At 71.6% G+C, this 6,504-nt stretch carries 5 protein-coding genes; 1 reads left to right on the forward strand and 4 read right to left on the reverse strand.

Annotation, left to right across the window (positions count from 1 at the left end):
• The first annotated feature begins 24 nt into the window (after positions 1 to 24).
• On the forward strand, positions 25 to 2,169 hold the full coding sequence (locus ACTMS0_RS25675; protein WP_441157814.1) for a prolyl oligopeptidase family serine peptidase: 2,145 nt from the start codon (positions 25 to 27) through the stop codon (positions 2,167 to 2,169).
• Between the two features lie 132 nt (positions 2,170 to 2,301).
• Here ACTMS0_RS25675 and ACTMS0_RS25680 read toward each other — a convergent pair whose 3' ends face one another.
• The 4 genes from ACTMS0_RS25680 to ACTMS0_RS25695 form a co-directional block, all read right to left on the reverse strand.
• Positions 2,302 to 4,044 carry an ABC transporter substrate-binding protein gene (locus ACTMS0_RS25680; RefSeq protein WP_441157815.1) on the reverse strand — a complete coding sequence of 581 codons (1,743 nt, stop codon included), beginning with the start codon at positions 4,042 to 4,044 and terminating at the stop codon, positions 2,302 to 2,304.
• 143 nt (positions 4,045 to 4,187) lie between these two features.
• Positions 4,188 to 5,174 carry an ABC transporter permease gene (locus ACTMS0_RS25685; protein WP_441157816.1) on the reverse strand — a complete coding sequence of 329 codons (987 nt, stop codon included), beginning with the start codon at positions 5,172 to 5,174 and terminating at the stop codon, positions 4,188 to 4,190.
• Positions 5,175 to 5,182: 8 nt separating this feature from the next.
• Positions 5,183 to 6,193 carry an ABC transporter permease gene (locus tag ACTMS0_RS25690; RefSeq protein ID WP_441157817.1) on the reverse strand — a complete coding sequence of 337 codons (1,011 nt, stop codon included), beginning with the start codon at positions 6,191 to 6,193 and terminating at the stop codon, positions 5,183 to 5,185.
• On the reverse strand, positions 6,190 to 6,504 hold a 315-nt coding region (locus ACTMS0_RS25695; protein ID WP_441157818.1), incomplete at its 5' end, for an oligopeptide/dipeptide ABC transporter ATP-binding protein. The genes ACTMS0_RS25690 and ACTMS0_RS25695, both read right to left, overlap by 4 nt.

Raw genomic sequence — 6,504 nt, forward strand, 5'->3', positions numbered from 1 at the left:
CGGCACCGTCCTACGATCCGACGTGTGGACTTTCCGGCGCTGGCCGCGCGTACCCGTCGGTTCCGCCACGGGGCACCGCGCGCCGTCTCCGTGGCCGACGACGGCTCCCGGGTGGTCTTCCTCCGCTCGGCCGGCCCGGAGGACCCGGCCGACGCGCTCTGGCTCCTCGACCTCGCCAGCGGGGAGGAGCGGCTGGTCGCCGACCCGGCGGCCCTGCTCGGCGGCGACGCCGACACGCTCAGCCCGGGCGAGCGCGCGCTGCGGGAACGCCTGCGGCTGAGCGTCTCCGGCATCGGGTCGTACGCCCTGGACTCGGCCGGCCGGGTGGCGGTCTTCGCGCTCGGCGGCCGGCTGTTCCGGGCCGACCTGGTGCACGGCGACGTGGTCGAGGTCGCCACCGCCGGCCCGGTGCTCGACCCACGGCCCGACCCGACCGGGCAGCGGCTGGCGTACGTGACCGACGAGTCCGACGGCGTACGGCGCGGCGAGCTGCGGGTGGTCGAACACGACGGCACCGACACCATGCTGGCCGGCGAGGACTCCGGGGTGACCTGGGGCCTGCCCGAGCACGTCGCGGCGGAGGAGTTCGACCGGTTCCGGGGCTACTGGTGGGCCCCGGACGGGCGGTCGGTGCTCGCCGCGCGGGTCGACGAGTCGCGGCTGGAGCGCTGGCACCTGCACGACCCGGCCGAGCCGGCGAGCGCGCCGACGAGCGTGGCGTACCCCCGGGCCGGCGGGCCGAACGCGGAGGTGAGCCTCCACCTGCTCGACCTCGACGGCGGCTGGGTCGACGTGCACTGGGACCGGGAGACGTACCCGTACCTGACGACGGTGCACTGGGCCGACGGCGGTCCGCTGATCACCGTGCTGCGCCGGTCCCAGCAGCACGGTCTGGTGCTGGCGGTGGACCCGCGCACCGGGGAGACGCAGGTGCACGCCGAGCTGGCCGACCCGCGCTGGGTCGACCCGGTCCCGGGCACGCCCGCCCACCTGCCCGACGGCCGCGTGCTGGTGGGCGGGGAGCTGGCCCACGACGGGTACGACGCCCGCTGCCTCTTCGCCGACGGCACGCTGCTGACCCCGCCGTCGCTGTACGTCCGCCGGGTGGTGGGCCGGCTGCCGGCCGTCTCGGGCACCGGGCCGGCCGACCTGGTCGTGGAGGCGAGCGAGGGCGAGCCCAGCGAGCAGCACCTGTTCCGGGTGCGCACGACCATCGGGGGTGGCGTCGACGCCCGCCGGATCACCACCGACTCGGGCTGGCACGTGGCGGCCGTCGGGGGTGACGTCCTGGTGGTCGGCAGCGCCTCGCTGGACCACGCCGGCCTGCGCTGGACGGTGTGGCAGGGCGACCGGGAGGTGGCCGAGCTGCGGTCGCTCGCCGCGACCCCGCCGTACGCCCCGCTGCCTCTGCTGGAGCGGGTGACCGACCGCCGGCTGCCGGCGGCGGTGCTCTACCCGGACAACCACGTCACCGGGCGTCGGCTGCCGGTGCTGCTCGACGTGTACGGCGGTCCGGGCCACCAGGAGGTGCTCGCCGCCCGGTCGGCGTGGCTGGAGCGGCAGTGGTGGGCCGACGCCGGCTTCGCGGTGGTGGTGGTCGACAACCGGGGTACGCCGGGCGTCGCGCCGTCGTTCGAGAAGGCGATCCACCGGCGGGTGGCGGACGTGGTCCTCACCGACCAGGTGGAGGCGCTCACCGCGCTCGCCGACAAGCACCCGGACCTGGACCTGGGCCGGGTGGCGGTCCGGGGCTGGTCGTTCGGGGGTTGGCTGGCGGGGCTGGCCGTACTGCGCCACCCGGAGCTGTTCCGGTGCGGGATCGTCGGCGCGCCGGTGACCGACTGGACCCTGTACGACACGGCGTACACCGAGCGTTACCTGGGCCTGCCGGAGGACGGGATGGACGTGTACGCCCACCACTCGCTGGTGGAGCTGGCCGCCGAACCGGTCACCGGCCCCGACCAGGCCCGCCCGCTGCTGCTGGTGCACGGGCTGGCCGACGACAACGTGGTGGCCGCGCACACCCTGCGGCTGTCGGCGGCGCTGCTGGCCACCGGGCGGCCGCACTCGGTGCTCCCGCTGACCGGTGCCACGCACATGGCCGCCGGCGGCACCGCCGAACGCCTGCTCCGCCTGGAGCTCGACTTCCTCCGCACCCACCTGGCGTAAGGAAGGGCCCCTTATTAACGCCTCCGGTAGAGGAAGGGCCCCCTGTTAACACGCGGAAGGCCCCCGGCCGACGACGTTGTCGACCGGGGGCCCGCTTTCCGCGGTGCGGGGGTTACGGCTTCACGTGCGGGGTTACGGCTTCACGTGCGCGTTCACGAAGGACGGGTACCCGAAGACGCTGGAGATGAAGACCCCGCCGGCCTTCGAGCCGTGCACGACGTACGCCACGTCGACGAAGAGCGGCACGACCGGGGCGTGCTCCTTCATGATCCGCTCGTCGAGCTTGCCCCACTCGGGACCCTGCTCGCCCGGCGGCAGGGCCAGGATGCGGTCCATCTCAGCGTTGATCGCCGGGTCGTTGAAGTACGACTGGTTGCTGTTGCCCTCGGCCTTGATGGTGCGGCCGTCGTAGAGCACCGGCAGGATCGAGGCGCCGCTCGGCCAGTCGGCCGCCCAGTTACCGATGTACAGGTCCCAGGGGTTGTCCTTCTTCTTGATCTCGTCGAGCTTCGCGTCGTCCGGGATGTTCCGGACGGTGATCTTGAAGCCGGCCCGCTCCAGGTTGCCCTTGAGCTGGGCAGCGATCTGCTGTTCGGTGGTGTTGTCGGCGACGCCGAGGACCAGCTCGGGGGTCTGGCCGCCGAGCAGCTCCTTGGCCTTCTCGACGTTGCCGGTGGCGCCGGCCGGGTACGCGTCGAACGCCTTGTAGCCGATCGTGGACGGCGGCATGAGCGTGGTCATCGGGGAGGCGACGGTCTGCCCGCCCAGTGCCTTGACCAGGCCCTCCCGGTCGATGGCGTAGTTCAGCGCCTGCCGGACCTTCAGGTCCTTCACCCGCTGGTTGTTGATGACCAGTTGGTTGGCGCTCGGCGTCGGCGACAGGATGCTGCGGGACTTGAGCGCCTGGTCGTTGGCGACCTTGGCGACCAGCGAGGCCGGGACGAAGTTCCAGGCGAGCGCGCTCTGGTCGGCGCCGTTGTCGGCGATCACCCGGTTGTTGGCGGCGTCGGCGGTCGGGCCGAACGTCCACACGAACTTGTCCGGGTACTGGTGCCGCACCGGGTCGGTGTTCGCGTCCCAGTGCTCGTTGCGCTCCAGCACGATCTCGGTGCCGGCCGTGTACTTCGTGATCTTGTACGGCCCGGACGAGAACGGCTGGTTGTCCAGGTTGACGCCGGTGTCCTTGTCGGTCGGCAGCGGCGCGGTGGTCGGCAGCGAGACCGCGAACGGGAGGTCGCAGCGCGGCTTGGCGAACTCGAAGCGCAGCGTCTTGTCATCCGGCGTGGTCAGGCCCGGGGGCAGCGCGCCCTTGTTCTGCTTGAAGTTCCACTTGGTGTCGTACTGCGGGGTGTCGGCCAGCCACTCCTGGATGTAGGTCGGGCCGCCGGTCAGGTCCGGGTCGAAGGAGCGGGCGATGCCGTACGCGATCTCCTTGCTGGTGATCGGGCGGCCGTCCTCGAACTTGACCCCGTCCTTGATCTTGAATTCCCAGACCTTGCAGTCGTTGTTGACGTTGGTGCCCGGCGTCTCGGCCAGGTCGCCGACGAGGACCAGGCCGCCCTTGCCGTCGTCCTTCCAGGTGGTCAGGTAGCGGGCGAAGAGCGGGGACGTCATCAGGCCGGCGAACGAGTACGTCCGCTGCGGGTCCAGGTGGGAGATCGGCGTCTCCCGGATGATGGTGAAGGTCCCGCCCTTCTGCGCGCCGGGAACCTCCGCCGCCGGGCCCTTCGAGTCCTTCGGGTCGGTCGCGATGACCCCGGTCTGCTGCCGGTTGGTGTCCACCGCGGTGCCCTCGCCCGTGTTCTCCGAGCAGGCACCCAGGGTCACCACCAGTGCGATCGCGCCGCCTGCGGCGGCCGCCACGCGTGGTCGCATTCCTACCTCCTCCACCCCGGTCGCGCCGGTGGACCACCGGCGTCCCGAGGATCGTAAAGAAGAAAAACTACAAGTTGTGTAACAGTTGTCGATAAATTTCACCGCCGTCCGGCCGGCGACCACCCGCCTCGTGAGCGGGTGGATCAGCCGAGCCGGACGCGGGGGTCGATGGCCGCGTACAGGAGGTCCACCAGGACGTTCGCGACCACCACGAAGACCGCCGCGATCAGGACGGTCGCCATGATGGTGGGTAGGTCACCGGCCCGGACCGCCTCCACCGCGGTACGCCCCAGCCCCTGGAGGCCGAACGTGGTCTCGGTGATGACCGTGCCGCCCAGGGCGGCGCCGACGTCGAGGCCCGCGATGGTGACCACCGGCGTGATCGCCGCGCGGAGCGCGTGCCGGCCGTACACGGTCGGTTTGGCCAGGCCCTTCGCCCGCGCGGTACGGACGAAGTCCTCCGAGAGCGTCTCCAGCATCTGCGCCCGCGACAGCCGGGCGTAGATCGCGGAGAAGAGGAAGGCCAGCGCGAGCCAGGCGAGCACCAGGCCGCTGGCCCACTTCAGCGGATTCTCGAGGATCGACGTGTAGGTCGGCACCGGCAGCAGCCGCAGGTTGTAGACGAAGACCAGCAGCAGGACCGCGCCGACGAAGTAGAGCTGGAGCGAGGCGCCGGTCAGCGAGAAGCCGATCGCCGCGCGGTCCAGCCAGGTACCCCGGCGCAGCGCGGACACCATGCCCAGCCCGACGCCCAGCAGCAGCCAGAGGATCGCGGCCGGGATGACGATGCTGAGCGTCACCGGCAGCACGCGGGTGATGGTGTCCAGCACCGCCTCGTTGTTGACGTACGACCAGCCGAGGCAGGGCGCGTCGCACCGGCCGCCCTGCGCGCTGCCCAGGTCCCGGCCGGTGAAGATGCCCTTCATGTAGCCCACGTACTGGGTGAGCAGCGGGTCGCGGAGGCCGAGTTCCTGGCGGACCCGCTCCAGCCGCTCGGGGTTGCAGTTCTTCGGGCACATGCCGCTGACCGGGTCGCGCGGCAGCGCGAAGAACATGAGGAACGTCAACACGCTCACCGCGAAGAGCGTGAGTACGGCGGAGAGGATCCGCTTGATCAGGAAGCGCGCCATGTCAGCACCTACCGGGACGACTTCGGGTCGAGCGCGTCGCGCAGCGCGTCGCCGAAGAGGTTGAACGCGAACACGAGCGCGAAGATCGTGATGCCGGGGAAGAAGACGAACGCCGGGTCGGTCTGGAGGTAGTCCAGGCTCTGGTAGATCATCCGGCCGAAGCTCGGCGTCTCCTCGGTGAGGCCGACACCGATGAACGACAGAGCGGCCTCGCTGGTGATGAACTGCGGTACCGCGAGCGAGAAGGCCACCAGGATCGGCGCCCAGATGTTCGGCAGCAGCTGCCGGAACAGCATGTGCCCGAGCCCGGCCCCGCTGGCCCGCGCCGCCTCGACGAACTCCCGCTCCCGCAGCGCGATCACCTGGCCCCGGACCAGCCTTGCCGTGCTCGTCCAGCCGAAGATCGCGAACACCGCGATCAGCACCCCGACCCCGAAGGCCGGCGGGACGGCGTCCCGCTCGCCGTAGAAGCGCAGGGTGAGCGTGGGGGTCAGCGCCAGCGCGATGATGAGGAACGGCATGGCGAGGGTGAGGTCGGTGATCCAGTTGACCACCGCGTCCAGCCAGCCGCCCAGGTAGCCGGCGAGCGCCCCGAGCACGATGCCGATCACCGTGGTGATCACCGCCGCCGCGAAGGCGATGAACAGCGAGGTCCGCAGCCCGTGCACCAGCCGGATGAAGATGTCCCGGCCGAGGCCGGGCTCCAGGCCGAAGAAGTGGTCGCCGGACACGCCGCCGACGTAGCCGAGGGGCATGCCGAAGCCGTCGAGCTTGTTCTGGAACTGGTCGCGGGGTCCGATCCCGTACAGCGCCTCGATCAGCGGCGCGGCGAGCGCCACCAGCACGAACAGGACCAGCAGCGCGCCGCTGACCACCGCCGTACGGTCACGGCGCAGGCGCAGCCAGGCGAGCTGCCCGGGTGACCGGCCGACGAACCGCTTCTCCCGGGGCGTACCGGCGTCCCCGCCGCCGGACTCGATCTCGGCCAGCGCCACGCCCTCCACCGGGGACAGGCTCATCGCGACACCTCCTCGACGGCTGGTTGCTGCCCACCTCCGGCGACGAGGGGTCCGGTTTCGGGGAAGTGGCAGGCGGTGGCCTGCCGGCCGCCGTCGCGGGACACCAGCGGCGGTTCGTCGGTGGCGCACAGGTCCCGGGCTTTCCAGCAGCGGCTACGGAAGCGGCAGCCCGACGGCGGATCCAGCGGCGTCGGGACGTCCCCGGTGAGCCGGATCCGTCCGGCCGGGCCGAGGCGGGTCACGTCCGGAATCGCCGACAGCAGCGCCCGCGTGTACGGATGCTGCGGACGTTCGTAGATGTCGGCGCGGTC

Source organism: Micromonospora sp. H33, from assembly GCF_052068455.1.
Classification (GTDB): domain Bacteria; phylum Actinomycetota; class Actinomycetes; order Mycobacteriales; family Micromonosporaceae; genus Micromonospora.

Coding starts and splice junctions, on each gene's coding strand:
- ACTMS0_RS25680 (WP_441157815.1), bottom strand. CDS start 4,044: ATGCGACCACGCGTGGCGGCCGCCGCAGGCGGCGCGATCGCACTGGTG.
- ACTMS0_RS25685 (WP_441157816.1), bottom strand. CDS start 5,174: ATGGCGCGCTTCCTGATCAAGCGGATCCTCTCCGCCGTACTCACGCTC.
- ACTMS0_RS25690 (WP_441157817.1), bottom strand. CDS start 6,193: ATGAGCCTGTCCCCGGTGGAGGGCGTGGCGCTGGCCGAGATCGAGTCC.